General features: G+C 30.7%; 23 protein-coding genes. 17 read left to right on the forward strand and 6 right to left on the reverse strand.

The genetic code is table 11. The features are described 5' to 3' along the window. Positions 1-7: 7 nt before the first annotated feature. Positions 8-520 (reverse strand): CDP-diacylglycerol--serine O-phosphatidyltransferase, encoded by a 513-nt coding sequence (pssA, locus tag ACWJJ7_RS15110; protein ID WP_462962823.1) that lies wholly within the window; start codon positions 518-520, stop codon positions 8-10. Positions 521-792: 272 nt separating this feature from the next. On the opposite strand from pssA, the gene ACWJJ7_RS15115 reads away from it, so the two are divergent. The 3 genes from ACWJJ7_RS15115 (at position 793) to ACWJJ7_RS15125 (ending at position 2,987) form a co-directional block, all read left to right on the forward strand. Continuing rightward, a complete protein-coding gene (locus ACWJJ7_RS15115) occupies positions 793-1,221 on the forward strand; it encodes a CBS domain-containing protein (protein ID WP_462962824.1) in 429 nt (142 codons plus the stop codon). Between the two features lie 177 nt (positions 1,222-1,398). Continuing rightward, positions 1,399-2,286 (forward strand): YegS/Rv2252/BmrU family lipid kinase, encoded by an 888-nt coding sequence (locus ACWJJ7_RS15120; protein WP_462962825.1) that lies wholly within the window; start codon positions 1,399-1,401, stop codon positions 2,284-2,286. Positions 2,287-2,351: 65 nt separating this feature from the next. Continuing rightward, the gene (locus ACWJJ7_RS15125; RefSeq protein WP_462962826.1) at positions 2,352-2,987 is read left to right on the forward strand and encodes a hypothetical protein; all 636 of its coding nucleotides are present in this window, start codon (positions 2,352-2,354) and stop codon (positions 2,985-2,987) included. An 88-nt stretch (positions 2,988-3,075) separates the two neighbouring features. Here the strand turns inward: ACWJJ7_RS15125 and ACWJJ7_RS15130 are convergent, their stop codons facing one another. Next, positions 3,076-5,031 (reverse strand): YgiQ family radical SAM protein, encoded by a 1,956-nt coding sequence (locus tag ACWJJ7_RS15130; protein ID WP_462965007.1) that lies wholly within the window; start codon positions 5,029-5,031, stop codon positions 3,076-3,078. Between the two features lie 305 nt (positions 5,032-5,336). Between ACWJJ7_RS15130 and sleB the strand changes: the two genes are divergently transcribed. Further along, the gene (gene sleB / locus ACWJJ7_RS15135; RefSeq protein ID WP_462965008.1) at positions 5,337-6,032 is read left to right on the forward strand and encodes a spore cortex-lytic enzyme; all 696 of its coding nucleotides are present in this window, start codon (positions 5,337-5,339) and stop codon (positions 6,030-6,032) included. A 49-nt stretch (positions 6,033-6,081) separates the two neighbouring features. Here sleB and ACWJJ7_RS15140 read toward each other — a convergent pair whose 3' ends face one another. Beyond that, entirely contained in the window at positions 6,082-7,122 is a 1,041-nt protein-coding gene (locus ACWJJ7_RS15140) for a M42 family metallopeptidase (protein WP_462962827.1), read from the reverse strand. A 177-nt stretch (positions 7,123-7,299) separates the two neighbouring features. Between ACWJJ7_RS15140 and ACWJJ7_RS15145 the strand changes: the two genes are divergently transcribed. Further along, positions 7,300-8,652 (forward strand): VanW family protein, encoded by a 1,353-nt coding sequence (locus tag ACWJJ7_RS15145; RefSeq protein ID WP_462962828.1) that lies wholly within the window; start codon positions 7,300-7,302, stop codon positions 8,650-8,652. Between the two features lie 17 nt (positions 8,653-8,669). Then, positions 8,670-9,497 carry a Cof-type HAD-IIB family hydrolase gene (locus tag ACWJJ7_RS15150; protein ID WP_462962829.1) on the forward strand — a complete coding sequence of 276 codons (828 nt, stop codon included), beginning with the start codon at positions 8,670-8,672 and terminating at the stop codon, positions 9,495-9,497. 170 nt (positions 9,498-9,667) lie between these two features. Here the strand turns inward: ACWJJ7_RS15150 and ACWJJ7_RS15155 are convergent, their stop codons facing one another. The 3 genes from ACWJJ7_RS15155 to ACWJJ7_RS15165 are packed head-to-tail and all read right to left on the reverse strand — an operon-like array spanning position 9,668 to position 12,950. Beyond that, positions 9,668-10,438, reverse strand: coding sequence for an SDR family NAD(P)-dependent oxidoreductase (locus tag ACWJJ7_RS15155; protein ID WP_462962830.1), 771 nt, complete (start codon positions 10,436-10,438; stop codon positions 9,668-9,670). A gap of 23 nt (positions 10,439-10,461) precedes the next feature. Continuing rightward, on the reverse strand, positions 10,462-11,811 hold the full coding sequence (locus ACWJJ7_RS15160) for an aldehyde dehydrogenase family protein (RefSeq protein WP_462962831.1): 1,350 nt from the start codon (positions 11,809-11,811) through the stop codon (positions 10,462-10,464). Next, a complete protein-coding gene (locus ACWJJ7_RS15165) occupies positions 11,808-12,950 on the reverse strand; it encodes a LuxE/PaaK family acyltransferase (protein WP_462962832.1) in 1,143 nt (380 codons plus the stop codon). Before ACWJJ7_RS15165 ends, ACWJJ7_RS15160 begins: the two co-directional genes overlap by 4 nt. Before the next feature lie 270 nt (positions 12,951-13,220). Here ACWJJ7_RS15165 and ACWJJ7_RS15170 point away from each other — a divergent pair, with 270 nt between their 5' ends. The 11 genes from ACWJJ7_RS15170 to ACWJJ7_RS15220 all read left to right on the forward strand — a co-directional run bounded on the left by ACWJJ7_RS15170 (position 13,221) and on the right by ACWJJ7_RS15220 (position 26,594). Further along, complete coding sequence (locus ACWJJ7_RS15170; protein ID WP_462962833.1) at positions 13,221-15,050, forward strand: ATP-binding protein; 1,830 nt, start codon at positions 13,221-13,223, stop codon at positions 15,048-15,050. Continuing rightward, positions 15,047-15,637, forward strand: a complete 591-nt coding sequence (locus ACWJJ7_RS15175; protein WP_462962834.1) for a response regulator — start codon at positions 15,047-15,049, stop codon at positions 15,635-15,637. Before ACWJJ7_RS15170 ends, ACWJJ7_RS15175 begins: the two co-directional genes overlap by 4 nt. Before the next feature lie 159 nt (positions 15,638-15,796). Beyond that, positions 15,797-17,359 (forward strand): MutS-related protein, encoded by a 1,563-nt coding sequence (locus ACWJJ7_RS15180; RefSeq protein ID WP_462962835.1) that lies wholly within the window; start codon positions 15,797-15,799, stop codon positions 17,357-17,359. Positions 17,360-17,475: 116 nt separating this feature from the next. Next, positions 17,476-17,943 (forward strand): tRNA (cytidine(34)-2'-O)-methyltransferase, encoded by a 468-nt coding sequence (locus tag ACWJJ7_RS15185; protein ID WP_462962836.1) that lies wholly within the window; start codon positions 17,476-17,478, stop codon positions 17,941-17,943. A 55-nt stretch (positions 17,944-17,998) separates the two neighbouring features. Beyond that, positions 17,999-18,838 (forward strand): DegV family protein, encoded by an 840-nt coding sequence (locus ACWJJ7_RS15190; RefSeq protein WP_462962837.1) that lies wholly within the window; start codon positions 17,999-18,001, stop codon positions 18,836-18,838. 194 nt (positions 18,839-19,032) lie between these two features. Further along, positions 19,033-20,115: a BMP family lipoprotein gene (locus ACWJJ7_RS15195; RefSeq protein ID WP_462962838.1), complete on the forward strand. Its 1,083-nt coding sequence runs from the start codon at positions 19,033-19,035 to the stop codon at positions 20,113-20,115. A 161-nt stretch (positions 20,116-20,276) separates the two neighbouring features. Next, positions 20,277-21,818, forward strand: coding sequence for an ABC transporter ATP-binding protein (locus tag ACWJJ7_RS15200; protein ID WP_462962839.1), 1,542 nt, complete (start codon positions 20,277-20,279; stop codon positions 21,816-21,818). Beyond that, positions 21,811-22,917 (forward strand): ABC transporter permease, encoded by a 1,107-nt coding sequence (locus ACWJJ7_RS15205; RefSeq protein WP_462962840.1) that lies wholly within the window; start codon positions 21,811-21,813, stop codon positions 22,915-22,917. The genes ACWJJ7_RS15200 and ACWJJ7_RS15205 overlap by 8 nt, the downstream gene beginning before the upstream one ends. Continuing rightward, the gene (locus ACWJJ7_RS15210; protein ID WP_462962841.1) at positions 22,910-23,842 is read left to right on the forward strand and encodes an ABC transporter permease; all 933 of its coding nucleotides are present in this window, start codon (positions 22,910-22,912) and stop codon (positions 23,840-23,842) included. Before ACWJJ7_RS15205 ends, ACWJJ7_RS15210 begins: the two co-directional genes overlap by 8 nt. Before the next feature lie 189 nt (positions 23,843-24,031). Then, positions 24,032-25,402, forward strand: a complete 1,371-nt coding sequence (gene rpoN, locus ACWJJ7_RS15215) for an RNA polymerase factor sigma-54 (protein WP_462965009.1) — start codon at positions 24,032-24,034, stop codon at positions 25,400-25,402. Positions 25,403-25,559: 157 nt separating this feature from the next. Further along, positions 25,560-26,594, forward strand: coding sequence for a sugar-binding transcriptional regulator (locus ACWJJ7_RS15220; RefSeq protein WP_462962842.1), 1,035 nt, complete (start codon positions 25,560-25,562; stop codon positions 26,592-26,594). The last annotated feature ends 9 nt before the right edge of the window (positions 26,595-26,603 follow it).

Here is a 26,603-nt window from a genome sequence, read left to right on the forward strand (position 1 = left end):
ATATTTCTTACACCTTTTTAATTTGAAATTTACTTATCATAAGATAAGAGAGTATAAATATTATAATAATAGTAAGAGGGAAATTATGGCGAGAATTTAAAGTCACGAAAGCATAGAGTGCTAAAAGCATTCCAGACAGAGTAATAGGAATACCAGTATAAACATTATTAAATTTAGAATTATTATATCGTGCTAGTCTATATGCACCAGCTACAGGGAAAACTAAAAAACAAATATAACCCAAATAGCCTAAAGAAATGAAATTATATAAATTATATATAAGCAAAGAAGGTGCAACGCCAAAAGATACTAGATCGGCTAATGAATCCAATTCTTTTCCTAAAGCGCTAGATACTTGTAAAAAACGTGCTACTTGTCCATCGTATCTATCCATAAAACCAGCTAATAATATGAAAATTACAGAAAAATTATAATTAGTTTGAAAAGTCATTAATAAGGATAATAAACCAAAAATTAAATTTCCAAAAGTAAGTATATTGGGTATAGAGGATTTCTTCACTAAATATCACTCCTAAAATAATAAGATTTCACTATAAAATATAATGTCATATTAATATATATATTTATATATATTAATATATTATATAAATCATATTTTAAATTATACATCATATTATCGAAACATTTAAGTATGAAAACCATAAATTTTATTTTTCGGTTCTCAAGGAAAAATATAATAAAAAAATATTAATATTAACATTTATTTATGGTTAAAATAAAAATATTAATAATTGTTATTTAACATAAACAATTAAGAGGGAGGATTATATAATGAAAGTTTCTGAAATAATGACTAAAGACGTTATAAGTTTATCTGTAGATGATACTGTGCAGCATGCAGCTGATATTATGAAGGAATATAATATAGGATCAATTCCTGTAAATACAAAGGAGAAAGTGATTGGTATTGTAACGGATAGGGATATAATACTTAGATGCGTGGCAGAGGGTAAAGATGTAAAAACGCAAAAAGTTCGAGATATTATGACTTCTAACCCAATAGTAGGAGATCAAAATATGAATGTGGATGATGCTACTAGGATTATGAGTGAAAGGCAAATAAGGAGACTACCAATAACCGTAAAAGATCAATTAGTTGGGATGGTTTCACTAGGCGATGTGGCACTAGAACCAAATCTTCATGAAGAGGCTGGGGAGGCACTCAGTGATATTTCTATCCCATGTACACAAAATATTTAGTAAGAATTTAAATTAAATGTGGAACATACTAGGATACTTATATGTTAATTAACTATTTATTTTTCTGTTATTAACTAAAAATCCACAGGAAAGGTAAATCTTGTGGATTTATTTTTAAAGAGGTATAATGTTTATAAATAAGTTATCAAATTTAAGCGGGAAATAGGAGAGAATGTAATGAACAAGGTAAAATTTATTTATAATCCATATTCTGGAGAAAATGCTATAGCATCAGATTTAGATAAGATAATAATGATTCATCAAAAATATAAGCACACGATAGTGCCATATAGAATATGCAATGAAAATCCTATATCAGATGCTTTTTTTGATATAGATAAAAATTACAAATACGTTTTAATAGCAGGTGGAGATGGAACATTAGATACTGTAGTAAATGAGATGAAAAAAAGGAATATTGATTTACCTATAGCAATTCTTCCCGCAGGTACTGCAAATGATTTTGCAAATTATATGGGAATGCCTCAAGATGTTGAAGAGGCATGTAATCAAATATTAACAAGTGATGCAAAAAAAATAGATATAGGAAAAATAAATAATAAATATTTTCTTAATGTAGCGAGTACAGGTTTATTTACAGATATATCACAAAAAATGGATATGAATCTGAAAAACACTATTGGGAAACTGGCATACTATGTAAAAGGGATTGAACAATTACCTAATTTTAGAAAATTAAAAATAAAAGTTAGTTCAGATAAAGTTTCTTTTGATGGAAATATGTACTTAATGTTAGTGTTTAATGGACAAACTGCAGGAAATTTAAAATTTGCATATAAAGCTAAAGTGGACGATGGACTTTTAGATGTAATTATAATAAAGGCTGGAAATATGAAGAATATCTTAAACATTTTTATTAAAATGATTCGAAATGAGCACTTAGAAAATATAGAAGGAATTGTTTATTTTAAGACTGATAGATTAGAAATAGAATGCTTCGAAGATATTGGTACAGATATAGATGGAGAAAGAGGACCTGATTTTCCACTCCTTATAGAATGTGAAAAAGGTGGGATATCTATATTAGGTACTAAAATAAAGTGAATTAAGCATAATTTCAAACATTAATTAATAAATATTAATAGTAGCAATTTTAGGAGAGTATATGAATGAGTATATATTTTTTACTGCTGTTAATAGTGTCTTTTTTATTGTATGAAGGTATAATTTCTAGTTTGTTTTATGCACCTAAAAAAATTAAAATAATAAGTGTTATTGCTTTAATTTTAATGACGTTTAGATACATAGCTTTAATAATACTTTACATTATAAAGAATCAAAATTATTTATATTTATTAAAACCTTTGGTATACACAAACTTACTTAGCATACCAATATGTGGCGTCATTTCAGTGTTTATATTTGCCAGAAATAATAAAATCAAACTAAAAAAGATTTTATTTATGTGCTTAATTTTGTGTGTAGTCTACTGCATTATGATATATAAATCTGCTTCAAATATTAATGTATCAAACCTTTGTGGATATATTATAGAATTACAACTAGAAGATTATTGTTATATTGCACTACTTATAATAAATTCGGTTTTTATTATAAAAGGTATAGAACTTTTTAACAAAACATATTCTAATAAACTAGGAGCAGCAATAATAATAATATCTTCTATTGTTACAATTATTTCAGTAATTCTAACTTCAATAAATGCAAATCTCCCATGGTTATTGCTAGGTGATATTTCTTGGATTATAACCATAGATTATGGTTTAATAAAGTTTAAAAAGTAAAGGCAAAATCGTTAATGTTATAGTAACGCAGGTGAAAATTTTAAAAGCATATATGACTACAAATAATTTTGTAGTCATATATGCTTTTTTATTTTCTAGTTCTAGTTTTTTTGCTAGGACTAATTTTTGAGGCGATTTTTGGAACGGGTATTGAAGTAGTATTTGAAACGGGTTTTGATGAGGTATTTAAAGGATTTACTTTAGAATTTTTATTCCTTGAAAATTTGGCATTAGTATTTGCCTTCATTGGTCTTGGCGGTATTAATGATTTTTTATCAAAACCAATTAAATCTTCCCTATGAGCTTTTATTAGTGCTTCTTTTACAATGTTATAGTTATCTGGATTTTTAAATTGCATCAGAGCCCTTTGCATATTTTTTTCTTTTTGCTCAGTAGGAACATAAACATTCTCATTCGTGAAAGGATTAATTCCGGTATAAAATATTGTGGTAGATAAACTACCGGGTGTTGGGTAAAAGTCTTGGACTTGTTCTGGGGTGTAGCCCATTTCTTTTATATATTCTGATAATTTAATTGATTCCGCGAGGTCGCAACCAGGGTGGCTTGACATAAAGTATGGAACTAAAAATTGGTTTTTATCCAATTGTTTATTCGTCTGCGAATATTTTTTAACAAAACGGTCAAATACTTCTTGTTTTGATTTTCCCATTTGGTCTAGTACCTTGTCGCTTATGTGTTCAGGTGCTACTTTTAATTGCCCACTAATATGATGTTCACACAATTCTTCAAAAAACTTAGGATTTTTATCAAAAATTAAATAGTCATATCTTATTCCAGAACGAATAAAAACTTTTTTAATGTTTGGAATTACTCTAACTTTTCTTAATAAATCGAGATATTCAGTGTGGTCGATAATAAGATTTTTACATGGAGTTGGAAACATACATTGTTTATCTCGGCATACACCTACTTTTTCTTGGATTTTGCAAGCTCTATGTCTAAAATTTGCAGTAGGCCCACCAATATCGTGAATGTATCCTTTGAAATTTTTTAAGCTAGTTAAAAGCTTTGCTTCATCTATAATAGAGTGTTGGCTTCTATTTTGAATAACTCTACCTTGATGAAAGGTTAAAGCACAAAATGAGCAGCTACCAAAACAACCTCTATGGCTGGTTATAGAAAATTCAACTTCAATTATTGCAGGAATACCGCCCTTATCTTCATATATAGGATGATATGTTCTAGTGTACGGCAGACCATAAGTTATATCCATTTCGTTTTGCGTTAAAGAAATTTGAGGAGCATTTTGTACTACATATCGATCATTATGTTTTTGTACTACTACTTTTCCTCTTATGTCATCTTGTTCCAAAGACTGTAATTTATAGCTTTCTGCATAAGCGTTTTTATCAGTGGAAACAGTTTCGAAAGAAGGTACCTCTATAAAGTTTTTAAGTTCACTAATATCTTTTGAAGCGTAGACCGTTCCACGAAGGGTAGTCATTTTATCAATGCTCATGCCATACTTGAAAAGATTAGCCATTTCAACTATGGTTTTTTCACCCATACCATAGATTAGTAAATCTGCTTTAGCATCAATTAATAAGCTCCGTCTTACTTTATTGGCCCAATAATCGTAATGGGCAAACCGCCTAAGACTTGCTTCTATGCCTCCAATTATAATTGGAACATTTTTAAAAGCTTCGCGAGCGCGATTACAATACACAATTACTGCTCTATCAGGTCTATGACCTGACTCACCACCTGGTGAATAAAGATCAGTGTGTCTTTTTTTCTTTGCTGCAGTATAGTGATTAACCATAGAATCTATATTACCGGAATTTATAATAAATGCATATTTAGGTTTTCCAAGTTTTCTAAAATCATCAACGCTTTCCCAATTAGGCTGGGCTATAATACCTACGGTAAAGCCTTCTCTTTCTAAGGTTCTTCCGATTATAGCAGTTCCAAAGGATGGATGATCAATATATGCATCCCCTGTAATTATTATAAAATCTAATTGAGATATATTTCTTTCTTTCAAATCATTCATGCTAATAGGTAAAAATTGTTTATTTGCTATCATTTAATCCTCCAATAGACTAGTTGTCTTTTGCTAACTGTATCTAATAATATTAACATAACTATTAAAAAATATGAACTATAAAAGTTTATAAATGTTAAAGTTCAATTATAAAATGTCGAATTTTAAGAGAAAATAAGCATTTAAAAGTAATAATGAAAGATAACTTAAATAAATTATATAAAAATACACTGTGTTACTTAATTAGATTATAGTAGCACAGTGTATTTTTTTTGGAATTTAGAACAAACTATTAATGTTAATGAAATTTATATATTGTTTTCTAAGGAGGAATAAATTTGAAAATTAAAAAAAATTTCTTTAAAAGATGTAGTGCTGTAGTTATGATAGTTTTAATTACATATTTTGCAAGTGAAATTTACTTTAATATTTCTAGCATGAAAGCTATGGCACAGGTTTACAATCAGGGGTCACGTGGTGAAGAAGTTAAAGAAATCCAAACTAAATTAAAAAATTGGGGGTATTATAATGATGGTGTTGATGGGATATTTGGCTATAATACCTACCTTGCTGTTAAGGCGTTTCAAAGTAGTAATGGATTAAATGTAGATGGAGTGGCAGGAAAACAAACACTTGTGGCCATGGGTATTTCGGTTAGTAAATCAAATCCTGGTAATAACGTAACAAATAATAAGGATGTGGATTTAATAGCTATGCTCATAAATGGTGAGGCTAGAGGAGAACCTTATGAAGGCCAGGTGGCTGTTGGAGCAACAATTTTAAACAGAACAAGAGATGCAAGATTTCCGTCTACAATAGCAGGAGTAATTTATCAACCAGGGGCATTCACAGCTATAGTAGATGGACAAATAAATGCAAAACTTGAAGAAAGCTCCGTAAGGGCTGCAAGAGATGCACTAAATGGATGGGACCCCTCAGATGGAGCAGTATTCTATTTTAATCCTGCAACGAGTACTAATAAGTGGATATGGTCACGTACACTTATAAAAGTAATTGGTAAACATAGATTTTGTAGCTAGTGAAATCATAAAATAGTAGTAGAAAATTTCTACTACTATTTTATATGCATTATTCTTGCATGCAATATTTAATTATTAAATCTAGAGTACATAATACGGAATCCATATGAGTCCTTTCATATCCATGTGAAGCGAAAATTCCAGCACCAATTAAAGCTGTTTTAATATCCCATCCAGCTCTTAGAGCAGCAGAGGCATCAGAACCATAGTGTGGATAAATATCTATTTTATAATCTATGTTTTCTTTTTTGCATATTGCTGTTAACTTTTTCCTTAAATCTAAATCATAGGGGCCTGTTGAGTCTTTAGCGCAGATACAAACACTATACTCAGATGAATTTTGATCCAGACCAGGGCAACCCATATCTACAGATACAAACTCTTTAGTTTTTTCTGGAATCGATGCAGAAGCTCCATGTCCAACTTCTTCATAATTGCTAATAAATATATTAGTTGTATATGGAAGTTCAATATTATTTTCAATTATGTGGTTTATAGCATAAAGTAGAATTGCAACTGAAGCTTTATCATCTAGGTGCCTAGATTTTATAAAACCTTTTTCGGTAAAGAGTGTTCTCGCATCAAAGCAAATGAAATCACCAACGCTTAATCCTAATTCCTCCACTTCTTTTTTTGAAGAAATTTTTTCATCAAGAATTACTTCCATGTTTTCAGGGGTTCTTTTAAGTTCGCGAGCATCATTACCACTAATATGCACTGAAGGTTTTGTGCAATGAATAGTTCCTGTGAAGGTTTTACCATCAATAGTTTCTATGGTGCAGTTTTCACCTTCTATTGAATTCATCATGTATCCACCTATAGGATCTAATGCTAAAGACCCGCTAGAATTAATTTTTTTTACCATTGCACCAAGTGTATCCACATGAGCAGAAAGTGTTCTTTGGTAATCGTTATTTTTGCCTTTTAAGGTGATTACAACTGCACCTTTATTAGTAATGAAATGTGGTACGTTTAGAATGTTAAGCTCATCATTTATATAGTCCATAATTTTTTGTGTATAACCTGAAGGACTGGATATTGATAAAATGTTCTTTAAATAGTATTTAATTTTATCTTCATTATAATTCATATTATCACTCCTTAAAATGGAATTAGTATAAGTTTAATTTTACCATAAAAGGTACTTAATTAGAAGTGAAATGTTGAGCTGAAGTTAGTAAATAAGCAAGAGTGAATAGGTGAAAAGTATATAGGAATATTAGCCTCTTTGTAGTATAATATGCTTGAGTAGAAAAGGAGATTACATATGAAGAAAAAAGCAATTATAGTATTAGGAGTTTTAGCTTTGTTAGGCGCAATTATAGTTACTAGCTACTCTTATTTTAAAGTAAAACAATGGGATTCTTTGATTTTGCCTAAAGTCAAAATAGAAAATGAGGATTTAGTAGGTAAAACTGAGGAACAAGCCAAAATAATAATGAAGGAAAAGTACTCAAGTAAGGTGATTAAGAAAAAAATTACAATAGTAACTGAAGATAAAAAATATACCTTGGACTATTCAATGCTAGACGCAAAATATAATATTGATGAAGCTATAAAGCAGGCAATGAGCTATGGAAGTGACATGAATATGTTACAGAAATATAAAGCTATTAAAAATCCTGTTGATAAGCAAATAAAGCTAACCTTTGAATATAATGATAAGGCTGTTAATAAAATATTAGAGGAAATGACAAAAGATATAAATAAAGATCCGGTGAATGCAACTATAACTATGGTTAGTAGTGGGAACTTTAGTGTTACGAGTGACGCTTATGGAAAGCAGTTAGAAGCAGAGAAATTGAAAAAAGACATTAAAAGTAAAATAAATGGTGTTCTCTCAGGAAATGATATAAGTATCACGGCTCCAGTAAAGAAATTAAATCCTAAAGTTACAGCGACTTCCTTAAATTCAATAAATACAAAAATTTCAAGCTATAGTACGAACTTTGCAAGTTCACAAGAAGGTAGAGCTACAAATATAGATTTATCTACTAAAAGTATAAATGGGACACTACTTATGCCAGGAGATGTCTTTAGCTTTAATGGGGTTGTAGGGGAGAGAACTGCAGCAAGAGGATATAAAACCGCAGGGGTAATTATTGGAGATAAATTAGAACAAGGATTAGGTGGCGGAATATGCCAGGTTTCATCTACCTTGTATAATGCAATGCTTACAACTGAAATTCTTTCTGTAGAAAGAGTTCATCATACAATTTCTTCGGGTTATATCCCAAAAGGACAGGATGCTACAGTTGATTATGGCAATCTAGATTATAAGTTTAAAAACACATTTAAGTATCCAATATATATTGAAGGTGTTATATCAAACAGAAATCTTTCGTTTAATATTTATTCTAATTCTACATTAACTAAAAGAACTTATGAAATTGTAAGTGAAATATTGGAAGTTACGGAGCCAAAAACCGAAACAATACAAGATCCAACTAAGTACGAGGGTGAAAAGGAAATTGTTAAGATTGGTTATGCAGGGTTTAAAGTCAAAGTGACTAGAAAAACTTACGAAAATGGTAATCTAATTGGTACACGGATTATAAGTAATGATACATTCCACGTTATTAATGGAACTATAAAAGTTGGTACTAAGAAGAAAACTTAAGAAGGAGAATAAAAAATATGGATTATAAATTGATATGTATAGATATGGATGGTACCTTGTTAAATGATAAAAAAACTATTAGCGAAAGGAATCTTAGCGCTATAAGGCTCGCTAGTATAAAGGGAGTAAGGATTGCAGTATGTACGGGAAGAATTTTTGCTTCAGCTGATTTTTTCTCGGATCTCTTGGGAGTTAAATCACCGGTAATAGCTGCAAATGGTGCTTATATTAGAGAAAAAGATAGAGATGAAGTAGTTTATAATGCAACAATAGGTGTAGAAAAATGTAAGAAACTGCTATCTGTGTTTAAAAAATATGATATTTATCCGCATTTTTATACCAATGATATGATTTTTACGGAAAATTTAACATATTCCACATCTTTTTATGCGGGAGTTAATAAAACACTACCAAAGGATAAGCAGATTAAAGTAGTGCTGGTGAAGGATTGGAATGAGGTATTTCAAAAATATGAAACTGAAATTTTCAAAGGCATAGGAGTAGATTCGGATATAGAAAAAATTCGAAAAGCAAAAATATCATTAAGAGATATGGACGATTTTGAAGTGGTAAGCTCCCATTTCGATAATTTTGAAGTAACAAATAAGGAAGTATCAAAGGGAAATGCGGTTAAAATTTTAGCTGATTATTATGGGATAAATCGTGAACAGGTTATTTGCATAGGAGATAGTGAAAATGACTTATCTATGATTAAATTTGCAGGACTTGGAGTTGCAATGGGAAATGGAGATGATTTCGTGAAAGAAGCTGCAAAATATATTACTGATACTAATAATAATGATGGAGTAGCGAAGGTTATTGAGAAATTTGTGCTAAAAGTATAATAGTGGGAAATTCTAATTTTTTGCTACTATAGTATATAACCCTTCTTTTTATTGCAATAAATATTGTGGGTAAGATCATGAAGATTAATAGCCTTTCATTCCATCCTTGAAAGAGTGGAATGAAAGGCTAATTTTGAGTTGTAATAAGTTATTAAAGTCAAATTTAATGATTAGGCTTTAGTTTCTATCCATTTAATAAATTTTTTTGCTTGAATTCTAGCATAAGTGGGATATAAAAAGGGTAATATTCTATTAAGGCCAAGGGTGACTGCATAAGCCTTTGATGGATATATAGATTTTTTGTTTTTTTCAATACCTTTGATTATGCTTTCTGCAACTTTATCTGGTGTCTGCACTGGCCAAGGCACGGGTGCTTTATCTCCAGCTCTTTTAAAAAAATTAGTGCTTGTAGCAATAGGATAAATTAGTGAAAGTCTGCCTTTATCTCTAATTTCATAATTATGAACACGTCCAAAGCCATCTACTGCACTTTTGGTAGAACAGTATAAGGAATACCCTGGTAAAGGGACTTTACTAACAGCCGAACAGGTAATAGCTACATGATATTCTTTTCCTTTATTGAGTTTTTTCATTTTTTCAAAAGCATAAATAGGGGAAATTACGTTAGTTTTAAATATATCTTCAATGTGACCCCAATCTGGCTCTAGCATTTCTTCACAATAGGCAAAACCTGCATTAGCTATAAATATATCCACATGACCTAAAGTAGTTATTGCATATTCAAACAGCTTATCCACCTCTTCCTTATTAGATACATCACAGGAATATGGTATTACATAGTCTCCGAAGTTCTTTATTTTTTCTACATTTCTACCAACTGCTATTACATTTGCATCATACACACTTAACTTTTTTAATATCTCATTTCCTATACCCGAAGAGGCACCCGTGAGTATAATGTTCTTATCTTTAAAATTCATTTAGATTACCTCCATATAGAGTATTATAGTTGCCTGCTTACTACATAAGTCATTTCTTGTAAATTAAACATTCCATCATGAGATGTGCCTGGATAGTGTCTAGACATAAAACCTGGCTTAGTTACAATACTTACTCCAAGTTGAGTCATGTTTTCAATAATTTCAATATCAGATCCATTATAACCCATAGTTTGAAGATAGTCTTTAATGTTTTTTTCTACATAATTATAAAGTTCTTCCTTACTTTCATAAGGGCTAACAAAAATAAATCTATTAAAGCATCTATCTATATCTTCTTTATCTGGTAAGGTTTCATTTAAAACTACTGTATAGTCAGCATTTTTTGAAGAATATACTTTTGTTTCATTTTTCAGTCCATATTTCAATAAGCAATATTGCCTATCTTGTATTGTTTTTACTGAGTTCCATGGATTCAAGTATGCTTTAGGTAAAACACTTGATAAATTCTCTAGGGCCTTAGCAAGCTTAGAAGCAAAATATTTTCTGTCTATATTTTTATTTATAAAAATAATTCTTGGAGATAGACAAGCCTTTTGTTCCCAAAATACAATATCGCTTCCTACATTTTGTGCAACAACTTCCAAGTCTTTTTCTTCATCTATTACCTCAAAACTAATTTTAGGACCGTGCATAATAAGATGTGTTTGATGTTTAGCACATAATCCAGCCATTATTTCACCAGAATATGCTCCGCCCCAATGTACTACACAATCACTTTCTTTTACTAAAGTTTCATATATTTTTGAGCAGGAACTATCAAAATAAGTTACTGAAAGTCTATCCCTTATACTGCTATCAATTTCACATAAACTTTCATAAAAAGCATATGCAAAATATGGCTCATCTCCTGATACTTTAACTATATTACAATTCTTTGATAACAAGCCCATAGAGATACTTACAGGTATTACAATGAATGCATTACCAGATACATTGTGAAAAATTAATCCTCTGGGTTGTCTATGGACATATCCATAGCTTGTTTCTGCCCAATTATCAAGTACATCACTATTACCTAGTTCTTCCGTAATTTCTTTTTCGATGTTCTCTCTTAAAAGCATTGACATACTTCCTTCAAGTTCATAGGCTACAAGCTGCGGACTTTGATTGGTTATTGTAGCTAAAGCATCAATATGCTTTTGTGAATATTCTCTGTTTAACCATAGTTTAGCACATTTATCTAAAATTTCTATAGTTCTTTCTGTAGATATATCATGGACTGCTTTCTTATTTGAATTAAGCCTCTTTATCTCACTAATTATCTGTTCTTCATCTGTACAATTTAATTCTAGCTTTAATCCATTTATATCTTTTTTTAAAATTGTTTTTCCTACTGTATATTCAATTCTCATTTTTTACCTCCTGATACATTGAGTGTTGCACCGCAGCCTTTAGCTTCTGCTCCTTTAACTCTTCCAAGAATTTTTATGGTCATTTCATCTTTGCCACAATCTGGGCATTCCTTTGTAGAAACTATTTCTCCAATATCATCTACAAGCACAGAAGCACCTGCAAAAGTATCAGTACCATATGCATTTAACACTTGAATAAATCCTTTGTTTCCAACTTTGTTTAATGGATTAAGGGTCTTTACATCTCTTAAGATTATTCTTCCCCAGCTAGGTACATGGAAGAGATAATCCTTATGCTCCTTTGAATAATGACCTGTTATAACGAAACTATTTTCTGTAAAAGAATATGAATCAATAAAATTTTCTTCCGGTACACCGAGAAAACGTGATACAGTTTCTACAAATCTCCATCTCTCAATTTTATTCCCAATATTTACAGACCCCTTTCTACCATCCCAGCCACCTCCTCCAGTATGAATTAAAACATTCTTTCCAAGGTTAACAGGCTCCATTTTATCCATTAAATATTCAATAGTATTATAAAATATTAGGGTAGAGCCTCCAACTAAAAGATAATCTTCTTTATTATTATGATTAGTAATAAACTTCTCAAATTCATCTATATCTACTTGGAAATTACCTTCATAAGGCTTTAATAAGAAAAGTGTATCTTTACTAAAATCAAATAAATCAAGGAGGTTTCCAATATAGGACTCTGTTGGTGTATCACACAAATTCTCACTATTATGCATTCTCATTACTTCTGGTTCTGGATAAAAAACACATTCATAATCAAATCGAGGTCGAAGTGTCTTGTTATCGCAACGCATCAATTCCTGGATTTTTAAAAGATCTGGAAGATTTCTTCCAACTACACTAGGATCTCCGCTTGTACTACTAGAAACTGTCCACTTTTCAAGATTCTTTGTATTTATTCTAAGAAGATTTGAATATAGCCCTGCTGATTTTTTAAAAAGGGTGGTTGCAATAAAAGGAACATGGTTAATATCCTCTTTTGTATTTAGATCTCTACTTGGATTGTAGGATTCATTGTCACATAGCAACTTATATGCACTACACTGCTCATATTGATTTATAACATTACTTCTAAAATCTTTAAAATAATTATATTTACTCATTAAACATCCTCCTATTTCATTATTGAAATTTATAAATTGATGGAATAATTTTACAACTGAATTGAAGTATAGTACAAAATTAATTGTTTGTTAAGTTTGTATTTTGCGAATATTTATCTTACTATAGTTCAAAATAGGAACTTAACATCCTATATGCTCACTTTTATGTAGTTTTAATCCAAATTAATGTGTAGAGTGTCAGTTGACTAATTCACAAAAATAACCATAAAATAAATTTGAATCATTAAAAAGTTACTTACTTGGGAGGGATTGTCTATTAAGACTTTGAGAGGGAAAATTGCAGTGTTTTACATAATTCTAACTATAATTATCACTTTAGTTGGTGCTATATCAATTTATAATATATATGAAGTAAGAAGATCCATAGATAATCTTGAGATTGATAATTACAAAATTATAGATTCATCAAATAATATGGATGAATGCATTGATAATCAACTTAAAGCTATATTTCAAAATAATTATCAAAATAGCGTTAATTTATTTTATGACAACAATCAGAAATTTTATATGTATTTTAATAAGGGAAGTGTAGGAGTTACAAATCCAAATGAGAAGATATTAATAGATAAAATTAACACAAACTATCTTAAATTTGTAAAACTCTATTCTCAAATTGATACAAAAACCAATACCGTTGATTCTATTAAAACTTATAATTCATCAATAATTTTATCTGCTAATGATGTGAAAAAAGACCTAAGAGATATTGTTGAAATTAGAAAAAAAACTATAATTAAAGATAAAATTAAAGTTAAGCAGGTTAGTTTTTTTTGTATTTGCTTTAATCTATTATCTATTCCCATAATAATAATAGGCTTTATTATATCTATTTTCTATATAAATCGGGCACTGAAACCCATAAGAGCGCTTATCCGAACTATTCAATCCGTTAAAAATGGGGATTTAAGCACTCAAGCTCCTGTATTTTATAACGATGAAATAGGAACTCTTGCTACTGAATTTAATGAAATGACTAGAAAGCTTTTTGAATATGAAAAAAGTAGTAAAGGTTCTTTAATGGCAGAGAAAAATAGATCTCTTACTATAGTTAAAAGTATTCCTGATCCAATAATAGTGCTAGATGTGAATTTTAGAATCATGCTCCTTAATAACTCCTGTGAAAACTTTTTTAATATTAAAGAAAATGAAGTGATTAATACACATTTTTTAGATAGTATTCGGAATTTGGAGCTTTATGATCATGTTTTTTCAGTAATTAATAACTTAGAAAATACAGAGAAAACTATAAAAGTATCTACAAAGGGAAAAACATATTTTTTTAATGCTACAGTAAATCCAATTAAAGATAGTAGTTTAGGAATAGATGGTGTAGTTATTTTGATGAAAAATGTTACTGAGTTAAAACAATTAGAAAGAATAAAGATGGATTTTATTGATACTGTATCTCATGAATTTAAAACTCCGCTTACCTCAATTATGATTGGTATTGAACTTATTCATGATAAACATATTGGAGATCTCAATGAAAAACAATTAACAGTGATAGACACCATAAAAGAAGATGGTGAAAAACTTTCAGATTTAGTGACTAATCTTCTTCGGTTATCTCGTATTCAATCCGATAGAACTATTTTTAATATTAAACCTTGTAATATTAATAATATTATAGAAAATTGTTGTAAATCCTATGAGGCACAAGCAAAATCTCTGGGTATTAAATTGAACTATGTACATAAAAAACTTCCTCTTGTCCTTGGTGATAAGGAAAAATTAGAATGGCTGTTAAATAACTTAGTCTCAAACTCCTTTAAACATTCTAATTTAGGAGATGTGATATCCATAGGTTCTTATTTGAAAAATAATATGGTTCATTTATTTGTCAAAGACACTGGTGAAGGAATGCCAAGAGAATATAGAGATAAAGTTTTTGAGAAATTCGTGCAAATTAAAAGCAATGATTATTGGTCTGGAAGTATAGGTCTTGGACTTTCTATTGCCAAGGAAATAGTGGATGCTCATAAGGGCACTATATGGTGTGAAAGTGAACTTGATGTGGGTAGTACCTTTACATTTACCATTCCTATTTCTAGAAATAAAAAGGAGCGTGCTTTATGAAAAATAAAATTTTAGTTGCAGATGATACAAAAAATATAAGAGTGCTGTTAACAACATGTTTAGAATTACGAGGATGTGAGGTTATATCTACAGGTAATGGAAAAAATGCACTTGAAATAATAAATGAAGAAAAGGAAAGTTTAGATCTTATATTTTTAGATATTAGAATGCCAGAAATGACTGGTACAGAGGTTTTAAGACAAATAAGATCTATGAATATAGCTTGTCCAGTAATTATTATGACAGCCTTTGCCACAGTGAAAAATGCTATAGATTGTACAAAACTTGGTGCTGTAACTTATCTTCAAAAACCCTTTTCTGTTAAAAGGGTAGATTCACTGTTAAAGGATTTAGTTAAAATAAAGCCCGAACTTATAGAAGGGGTTAAGGATGAAAACTATTATATTGATAAAGCTGAAAATCAAATGGCTAAAGGTAATTGTAGTCAAGCATTAGGAAGTTTAAAAACTGCACTTTATATTAATCCATACAACGGCAAGATATATGGATTAATTGGGGAGTGTAACCAGTGTGAAAAAAATTATAAAGAGGCTGAAAGATTTGCTGCTATGGCAAAATTATTTTAAGCTATATAGGAGTAGGTGTATATGAAAGTTATGAAACTCTTGATTATCAAGGGTTCAGAACTTATTTATTTAAAATAAACATTGAAAATATGTATCGGATTTTGCTATAATGTAGTAAAGGGAATATTTATTTAAAAAAAACTAAAGGAGTATTTTACTATGAGTAATAGGTTTTTACATTCAATAAGAAGTGATTATAACGAAGATATGGATAAGAAAAGAGATTTTGAGAAGATTAAGAAATTTTTTAGTATACATAAAAAAAATGAATATACCTTAGATAATCAAACATGGGACGATTTAGATATGAATAAGGTATACGAAAAATTGGATAGAGCATATAGCAGCCCTGGAGAAGCAGCTTTATACACAATGCTTAGAAATCCTTTAATGAAGGAAGAAAAGTTAAAAAAAAGGGGGAAATTAATTCAGTCATTTAAAGAAAATGACAAATTGAGGGAAAGCCTTCAGTGCATTTTCCTTGAATTAGGTAGCGATATAAAAAATAGTTTTCTAGATATGATTGAAACTGATCTTATAATAAATAAAACTAAATATTATATTTATACTTTCATTGGAAAGATATTACCATTAATAGCGATTTTACTTGCGATATTTGTAAATATTAAATTTATGATAGTTTTGTTTGGTTTGGCATCTATTAATATGCTTATAAACTCTTCGGAAGTAAGAAAAATTAAATCTAATGGCATATTTTATTTGCAAAAAAATATTAAGGCAGCTAAAAAAATTGTAAGCATAAATAATAAAGATATTATTTATTATAAAGATAAGATAACAATAATGCTTAAATCTGTAAAGGATATAGATAGAAACATAAGATTAATAGGGTTTATAAATATGTGGGAAGGATTGTTTGAATTTATTTCTGTGATATTTCTCCTTGAAGAAAGTGCTTATTATTCTATATCCCGTAGGATAAGAGAAGAAAAAGAAGTTTTAATGGACCTTTACGGTGCAGTTGGTGAAGTAGAAGCCTTAATTTCTATCGCAGGTTATAAGCATAATTTAGGTGGGAAGTATGTAAAACCTAAGTTTATAAAGCAGGTTAACTTAAATATAAAAGAGGGAATACATCCTCTTATAGACAAGGCCGTTGCCAACTCAATTAACATAGAAAATGGAGGTATTGTGCTTACGGGCACAAATATGGCAGGGAAATCGACTTTTTTAAGAATGCTAGGGGTAAATATAATTTTGGCCCAATGCTTTGATTTTGTTTTGGCTAAGAATTACGAAGCTCCATTTTTTAACATAGTTACATCAATTAGCCCTAATGATGATTTAACAAAGGGAAAAAGTTTCTACATGGCAGAGGCGGAAGCGATTCTTAGAATAATCAAAGCTCTAGAAAAGGATGCACCTGTATTTTGCCCAATAGATGAGATATTTAGGGGTACAAATCCAATAGAGAGAATTTCCATGTCCGCGGAAATACTAACATACATAAACAATGGAAAATCTATTTCTATTGTAGCCACTCATGATAGAGAATTAGTAAACATTCTAAAAGAAAATTATGAGTTTTATTATTTTAGTGAGAAAGTTGATACGAGAAAGGGATTAAGTTTTGATTATAAGATAAAAAAAGGAGTTTCTCAAACAAGAAATGCTATAAAACTTTTAGAGTACATGGGTTATCCAAAGAAAATAATAGATAAATCGTTTATTAGAGCTGAAACCATAGAAAAGTTATTATAGTTATAATACAGGGAAGCTAGACTAGCTACATCTTTACTATTGGCTATACTTAGGGTAATATGGTTTTAGATATTTATATGTTTTATACTGAAAAAGAAGGGCAAGGAGGATTTATTGTGAATTTAAATATAGTTTTATTTCAACCGGAAATTCCACAAAATACTGGTAATATAGGAAGAACTTGCGTGCTAACTGATTGCAAACTTCATCTTATAAAACCTTTAGGATTTAGTTTAGAGGAGAAGCAACTTAAAAGGGCGGGACTCGATTACTGGCCTTATTTGAATTTAGAGATACATGATACATATGAAGCGCTTAGAGAAAAATATAAAGAGTCAACTTTCTACTATTCTACAACAAAAGCTTCAAAATTCTATTCAGATGTAAAATATAAAGAAGGGGATTTTATAATTTTTGGTCGAGAGTCATCAGGACTTCCAGATAATGTTCGTGGTAGCGATCCTGAAAGGTGCATAAAAGTGCCTATGATAAATAGCACAAGTAGGTCCCTTAATCTTTCCAATACAGTAGCTATTGTGACATATGAAGCACTTAGGCAAATAGGATTTAAGAATATGAAATAAGGTGCATAGCAATTAACAACTGTTATATCCCCAAGAGGTAAACAAGGAGATAGGAATGGAAAAGATTAAAATCATAACAGATAGCACATGCGATTTAAACAAAGACATTATTGATAAGTATAATATAGAAGTTTTACCACTACTCGTGAACATAGAAAATAAAATTTACAGGGATGGCGAAGATATTAATCTACAAGAATATTTATATAAAATGAATAATTCGGAGCAGTTTCCTATGACCACTCAGGTAAACCCGCATAGGTTCTATGAATGCTATAAAAAATATTTAGATGAGGGATATAAGATAGTTTCTATTCATTTATCCTCAAAAATGAGTGGGACTTATCAATCTTCATGTATGGCTAAAAGCATGTTACTTACAGAAGATATTATCACAATTGATAGTTATAATGTTACATCAGGTCTTGGAATTTTGGTTTTAAAAGCCTGCAAATTAAAAGAAGCGGGATGTAATATATTTGAAATAGAAGAAAAAATTAAAGAAACAATACCTCATGTAAAAAGTGCGCTTGCTTTTGATTCATTAAATAATTTAGTTAAAGGTGGCCGATTGTCTAAAACTGCTGGAGCTATAGGCGGGCTACTCGGGATAAAACTAATTTTAACTGTAAAAGATGGTGAAATGGCCGTAATAGATAAAGTTCGTGGAAGCAAAAAAGCAATAAAAACTATCTTGAAAAATTTAGAGGAAACTGGGATTCGAAGTGGAGAGACAAGTATTTTATTGCAAGCTAGTGATAGAGATATTCTAGCGAGTTTACGATCTCATATGAGTGAACGTGAAATGGACTTTATAGAATGCTCGGTTGGATGCGTTGTGGGGACACATTCTGGTGAAGGTGCCTGTGGTATTTTTTACGTTGAAGAATATTAAAATTTTCACTAAGTTAATAAAAAATCCATATACAGACTATAATATTATTCTATGCTGTATATGGAGATACAAATATAAATATAATTAAAAAAATGCTAAAATAAAGAGGATTTTTTTATTGTTTATAGAATACATACTTCGAAGCAATAATATTGCTTAATTAATTAATTAATTACTTAGGGGAGGAATTTATTATGAATAAAAGAAGGATAGTTGCAGTACTTACATCAATGGCAGTAATCACAACATTGTTTGCTGGCTGTGGAACTAAGAAGGAAGCAGTAAAAAGTACACAAAAAAGTACTGTCGTTATAGGACTTTCTACTGATGAAGGTGGATTAAACGACAAGGCATTTAACCAATCAGCAGATGAAGGGGTTAAAAAGGCACAAGCTGAAGACGGTTTCACGTACCATGCTCTTGAATCTCAAAAGAAAGAGGATTATGCAGCAAATTTAGAATCATTAGTGGAGGAGAATTCAAATCTAACTTTTGCTATTGGATATCAAATTGCAGATGCAATGGCAGAGGTTGCTAAAACTCATACTGATAAAAACTTTGCAATTGTAGACTCAGTTGTTAATCTTCCAAACGTAGCATCAATTACTTTTAAAGAGCAAGAAGGATCTTTTTTAATGGGAATCATTGCTGGGAAAATGACTAAAACTAATAAAATTGGATTTATTGGTGGAAAAGATAATGAATTAATAAACAGATTTGAAGTTGGGTTTGCAGCTGGTGTTAAAGCAGTTAATCCAGAAGCTGCAAAAGGATTATTGAGCATAGATGGTAAGAGTGCAGGAACAACTGTAAAATATGCAGATAGTTACAATGATTCAGCAAAAGGTTATGAATTATCTAAATCATTATATCAAGGCGGTTGCGACGTAATTTATCATGCAGCAGCCGGAGTTGGTCTTGGTTTATTTAAAGCGGCTAAAGAATTAAAAGATGGAGGAAAAACAGTTTGGGCTATAGGAGTTGATATGGATCAATCTTTAACAGTTCCACAGTATTCTGATATTATACTTTCAAGTATGATAAAAAGAGTTGATACAGCAACTTACAATCAAGCTAAAGCTCAAATTAAAAACGAATTTAAAGGTGGTACAGTTACTAATCTTGGGTTAAAAGAAAAAGGTGTAGGAATAGCTGATACATCTAATAAAAACGTACCAAAAGATGTTTTAGATGAAGTTAAAAAATATGAAGATAAAGTTATAGCTGGAAAAACAGTTGTTCCAGTAAATAGACAAGGAGCAATGGATTTTAAATAAAAATCAGTAAATAAAAATTTTCATTTACTGATTTATGGTTTTTAGTATACAATAGGAGCTAGATGTAATACATCTAGCTCTTTCTAAGAATAATGATAATTTTGGGCGCAGGTGATGTCAGCACTAAAGGTGATAAGTAGTCTTTTTAAGGAGGAAATCCAATGGAAAAGGTAATTGAAATGAAGGGAATAACAAAGATTTTTCCGGGAACCATTGCCAATGATAATGTAAATTTTGAGCTATTAAGAGGAGAAACACATGTTCTTCTTGGCGAAAATGGTGCAGGAAAAACGACTCTTATGAACATTCTCTATGGTCTATATAAACAAGAAAAAGGCGAGATTTATGTAAGCGGTAACCTAGTGAATATATCTACTCCCAATGATGCTATAAAATTAGGGATAGGAATGGTTCATCAACACTTTATGCTTGTACATAATTTTACTGTTGCAGAAAATATTGTGTTAGGGGTTGAACCTAAAAAAGGATTCAAGATTGATTTGAAAAAAGCAATCAATGATGTCAAAGAAATTTCAGAAAGATATGGGTTCGCAATAGATCCAAGCGCGGTTATAGAAGATATTTCTGTAGGACAACAACAAAGGGTAGAGATACTAAAGGCACTATATAGGGGTGCAGAGGTTTTAATACTAGATGAGCCTACGGCAGTTTTAACACCAAAGGAAATTGAGGAACTTGGAATCATAATTAAAAATCTTGAAAAAGAAGGGAAATCAGTAATACTAATAACTCATAAATTAAAAGAAGTTATGAGTATGAGTGATAGAGTCACTATAATTAGGAGAGGTGCAGTAACTGGCACAGTAAAGACTAAAGAAACAAGCATAGACGAATTAGCGCAGCTTATGGTAGGTAGAAAAGTTAATCTAACTGTAGAGAAAAATCCTGCTAAAATTCGCGGCGAAATATTAAAAATTGAAAATCTTTGTGCTAGTGATCACAGGGGATTACCTGCAGTGCGAAATTTAAACTTAACAGTATATGGCGGAGAAATTCTTGGTATAGCTGGTGTTGATGGAAATGGTCAATCTCAATTGTTAGAAGTTTTAACTGGACTTCAAAGGCCTAAGAGTGGAAGTATTACAATAAATGGTAAAAATACATATGGTAAGTCACCAAGAGATATTATGTCAGCAGGTGTTGGCCATATACCAGAAGATAGGCACAAAAGAGGGCTTATATTAGATTATTCTCTATTTGAAAACTCAGTGCTTGGAATTCATAAAAATGCACCCTTCAGTAAAGGCATAGTTATGAATTACAAAGAAATTAGAAAACACTGTGATGAACTTATTAGCGAATTTGATATTAGAACTCCAAATGCAGATGTAAATGCGGAATCATTATCAGGTGGTAATCAACAAAAACTTATAGCAGCTAGAGAAATTTCAAAAGATCCGGAATTATTAATAGCAGCACAACCTACGAGAGGTCTTGACGTTGGTGCAATTGAATATATTCACAAAAGATTAGTTGTAGAACGTGATAAGGGTAAGGCGGTTTTATTAGTATCATTAGAACTTGATGAAATAATGGCATTATCAGATAGAATTGCCGTAATGTATGATGGCAAAATAGTTGATATACTCGATAGATGTGATGCCACAGAGAAAAAACTTGGTATACTTATGGCTGGTGGTAATTTAAATAAAACACTGGAAGGAGCTAAAGATAATGAATAAAGTAGAAAATGAAAATAGTAATTTTGTCAGTATAGCAAAAAATATCCTTAAGACGCTTGCTTTCCCTTTCTTTTCTATAATCGTTTCTATATTTGTTGCTGTGTTCTTTGTAATGTGGGCAAAAGGATATTCTATATTACAATACTTTTCAGCTTTAGGTGATTTATTTGGACTTATATATAAAGGTGGGTTTGGTAATACGAGAGTAACTTTCGTTACGCTGTCAGAAGTTACTCCATTAATATTTACAGGAGTTGCAAATGCTGTAGCATTTAAATGTGGATTATTTAATATAGGTGTTGCTGGTCAATTTATACTTGGAATGATAGCAGCTGCTATTGTTGGAACATTGCCAGGACTAAATCCTGTAATTCATATAATTCTAATTATTTTAGCAGGCTTTGTAGCTGGAGGAATATGGGGAGCAATACCGGGATATTTAAAGGCTAAAGTAGGCACTCATGAAGTTATTAATACAATTATGATGAACTATATAGCTATGGCTTTAGCCAATTTTATTATTTTAAGAACTAGTTTTGGAGTGGAAGGTAAAGCAAGTACTCCTAATATACAAGAGAGTGCACAATTTCATAGGTTTGTTAGTGGTAGTGGAGCTAATATTAGTATATTTCTTGCCATAGCAGTAGCTATTTTTATATTCTGGCTATTATGGAAAACCACTGTTGGTTACGAAATAAGAGCAGTTGGTATAAATCCACATGCTGCAGAATATGGTGGAATTAATGTAGCGAAAAATACTGTTTTGGCTATGGTGATTTCTGGTGCGATAGCAGGAGTTGGTGGGGCCTCGCATGTTGCAGGTGTTCTTCATAATACAAAAGATTTCATGGCACTTCCCTCTTATGGCTTTGATGGAATTGCAGTTGCTTTACTTGCAAAGAGCAATCCCATTGGATGTATAGCATCAGCTTTATTATTTGGAACATTAAATAGTAGTTCTAGAACTCTTCAATTAAACGGAATACCAAAAGAAATAGTTTATTTAATCCAAGCTATAATTATTATATTTGTAGCAACAGATTACATTGTTAAATACTTCTCTGAAAAGAAAAAGAAGGAGGCGATTACAAATGAGTAGTGTTATTTTAATTAATTTGTTTGCGCAAACTTTAAGAATAGCCACGCCTCTAATTTTTGCAGCACTCGGTGGTATATTTTCAGAAAAATCAGGTGTGGTTAATATAGGTCTGGAAGGTATGATGGTAATAGGCGCTTTCTTTGCGGTATATGGAAGTTACACGACTGGAAGTCCAGCAATAGGAATACTTTTTGGAGTGATAGCTGGAGGTGTTTTGGGATTAATACATGCTGTGCTAAGTATACATTTGCGTGCAGATCAAGTAATCTCAGGTACTGCTATAAATCTTTTTTCTACGGCCCTTGCGAGTTTCTTAATATTTAAGTTATTTAATGGTAAAGGTGGTCAAACAGATATAGTAACAGGACTTTCATATAACATACCGGATGGGATTAAAAATATACCAATAATAGGAAATTTAATATCCCAGCTAAACTGGTTTGTAATAATCGCGATTATTTTAGTATTTCTTTCGCATTATATATTATATAAAACACCTTTAGGACTTCGAATTAGAGCTGTAGGAGAACATCCAAAGGCGGCTGATACTTTAGGAATAAATGTTTATAAAATAAGATATTTATGTGTTATTTTATCAGGAATGCTAGCAGGGCTCGGTGGAGCGGCGTTATCCCTCGGAATAACACCACTTTACAGAGAAGGAATGGTTGCAGGACGTGGATTTATTGCCTTAGCGGCTGTTATTTTCGGTAATTGGAAACCTTTTGGAGCGCTTGGGGCTAGTTTGTTATTTGCCTTTGGTAGTGCATTTAATATTTTTGCACAGGGACTTAGCTGGAATTTACCTACAGAAGTATATGATGTTATTCCATATGTACTTACCATGATTGCACTTGCTGGATTTGTTGGAAAAACAACAGGACCACTCGCTAGTGGTAAACCGTACATTAAAGGATCTAGATAATATTTTAAAAATAAAAAATCTTAGCTTACGTTTTCTGCTGTTGTAGAAATTTACGCTGAGATTTTTTATTTTTATTTCTAGCTTAATGCATAATCTAGGTTTATACCATTAGCTATGTTATAATATTTATAATATGAGAGGTACATGAAAATAAATAGTAACCAAAGATGAGGTGATAATAAAATGAACATTAATTTTGGCTTAAATTTGATTCAAGAACAAAAATTAATAATGACTCAAGAAATGCAAATGTCTGTTAAACTTCTTCAAATGTCAGCCTGCGAGCTAGGACAATATGTAAATAAAGAGATGCAGGAGAATCCAGTGCTGGAGGAAAAAGACTTGCAAAACCACAAAAGTAATAACAATAATGAATTTGATTATAAAGAAATAATTAAATATCTTGGTAAGGATGATTATAAAGTAAAGAGCTATGCTGCAAAGAATGAAAATGAGGAAATTTCTCCATTTTATTATATTGCAGAGGAAAAATCTCTTAAAGATTATCTTAAAGAACAAATAGGAGAACTAACAGAGCAGTATGAAATTCTAGATATATGCAAATATATGGTGGAGAATTTAGATACTAAAGGTTATTTATCGGAAGATCTATCTGATATATGTAAGGAGCTCGGAATAACAAATGGGAAGGCTGAAATTGCACTTGAAATTTTACAGGCTTTAGAGCCACAAGGAATTGGAGCTAGGAACCTAAGGGAATGCTTAAGGATTCAATTAAATAATATGGGGATAGATGATGAAAATATTTATAAAATCATTGATAATTATTTAGAATTATTGGCAGAAAATAAATATAATGATATAGCTAAAGAATTAAATGTTAAAATTTCTGAGGTTCAAAAATATGGAGATATAATAAAAACTTTAGAGCCTAAGCCATCAAGAGGGTTTTATACTGGTGAGACGGTTAAATATATTGTGCCTGATGCTTATGTTAATAAGATTTATGACCAATATTTTATTTCTATGAATGAAGATGTACTTCCTAAATTGAATATAAATAGTTTGTATAAGGAAATTATTAAAAACGAAAAGGATGTAGAAGCTGTAGAATATGTAAAAGATAAGCTTAATAGCGCAATGTTTCTTATTAAAAGTATTGAACAAAGAAAAAATACTGTGTATAGAGTTTTGGAAGATATTTTGGCAGTTCAAAAGGAATATTTCGATAAAGGCGACGAATATTTAAAACCAATGACGCTTAAAAAAATTGCTAATAATTTAGAAATGCATGAATCTACTATAAGCCGTGCAATTAGGGAAAAGTATGTTAGTATAAATAATGGTAAAGTCATTAAAATAAAAGACTTGTTTACTAATGGCATTACGTCAATTTTAGATGGTGAGGATGTATCTACGATTAATATTAAGAAAACTATTAAAGAAATGGTGTATAATGAGGACCGAAAGAAACCTTTATCAGACCAAATTATTTGTAATCGATTAAATGTAGAAGGGATGAATATTTCAAGAAGAACTGTAGCAAAATATAGAGAAGAACTTGAAATTAAAAGTTCTAGTAAGCGGAAAAGATTTTAATATTTCAGCGACCCAGGAGATGATTTAATCATGCCGTTAACAAAATGTTAACATATTTTTTGCAAATACTAATTTAAAAAAGTTAGTATTTCATCTATAATGTATGTGGGAGCAAAAAATATAAGCTGGGACTTAAAAAGTCCAGAAAGGTGTTCAAGTGGAGAGTATATTGAAATTACAACAAAAGATAGTGCCTGAATTAATAGAACTTCTTGAAAAACGACATGATATATTAAGGACGATATGTTATAATCAACCTATAGGACGAAGAATTTTAGCAGATCAGATGTGCATAAGCGAGAGAATAGTAAGAAATGAAATAAACTTTCTAAAGTCCCAAAACTTGATTGAGGTTAATGCACTGGGTATGTTTATAACAACTGATGGTGAAGAAATTTTAGATCAGTTAAAAGGATTTATTCATGAGATTAAAGGGTTGTCTAAAATCGAGAAATTTATTGAGAAACATTTGAAGCTACAGCAAGTTATAGTTGTTCCCGGGAACGTTGAAATTGATAAAAGTGTCCTTAAAGAAGTTGGGAAGGTAGCTGCAATTTATGTTATGGATATTATTAAAGATAACAGTATAATTGCAATAACGGGTGGATCAACAGTTAAGGAAGTTATAGACAATTTCTCTAGAAATAACAAATATAATAATGTTTTAGTGCTTCCGGCCAGGGGTGGTATGGCCAGGAATGTAGAAATTCAAGCTAATACTTTAGTGGCTAGGCTAGCAGATAAAATTGGTGGAAATTACGAATTACTACATGTACCTGATAATTTGAGCAATGATGCTTTAAAAACTATAGTAAATGAAAAAAGTATAAAAAGTATAATTGATAAGATTCGAAGTGCTGATATTCTTATTTACGGAATAGGTATCGCCAGTGATATGGCTATGAAAAGAGAAGTACCTGAAAAAGAGATAAAGGAACTTGAAGAATTAGGTGCAGTAGGAGAAGCATTTGGTCAATACTATAATGAATTAGGTGAAATAGTTCATTCTACACCTACTATTGGGGTGAAAAATGAAGATGTTACAGACAACAAAACACTAATCGCAGTAGCGGCTGGAAAAAATAAAGCTAGAGCCATCATCGCTACTGAAATCAACCGCTTAAGCACTGTTTTAATAATTGATCAAGCGGCTGCAGAAGAAATAGTAAATATTATAGAGAAAAGAGAGTAAACTATATAA

This window comes from Clostridium sp. CM042 (assembly GCF_055080995.1).